Source organism: Paracraurococcus ruber (assembly GCF_004353985.1).
Lineage (GTDB): Bacteria > Pseudomonadota > Alphaproteobacteria > Acetobacterales > Acetobacteraceae > Paracraurococcus > Paracraurococcus ruber.
The window spans coordinates 1-239 of sequence record NZ_SMOA01000778.1 but is presented as its reverse complement, the minus strand read 5'-3'; the positions used below and the strand labels follow the sequence as shown (position 1 = coordinate 239).

1 protein-coding gene is annotated in these 239 nt (G+C 64.0%); it reads left to right on the top strand.

The features are described 5' to 3' along the window. Window positions 1-2: 2 nt before the first annotated feature. Window positions 3-239 (top strand): transposase (gene tnpB / locus E2C05_RS32660; protein ID WP_240047013.1); only part of this gene is annotated, 237 nt, incomplete at its 3' end.

The following is a 239-nucleotide window of genomic DNA, read 5'->3' as shown; positions in this document are numbered from 1 at the left end:
ACCTGGCCTGCGGTGTGACCGACATGCGGTCCGGGATGGACCGGCTGTCCGCGTTGGTGCAGCAGTCGCTCGGCGCCAATCCATTCGATGGCGCTGTCTATCTCTTCCGAGGCCGCAAGGGCGATCGCGCGACATTCTGCATCCTTTCCCTCAGAGACCTGGCAGCCGCATGGCGACATCTCTCTGATACCCTTGAAGATTCTTCGGCCGGCGCTCCTTCACGCGCCGTAGGCCGGCGA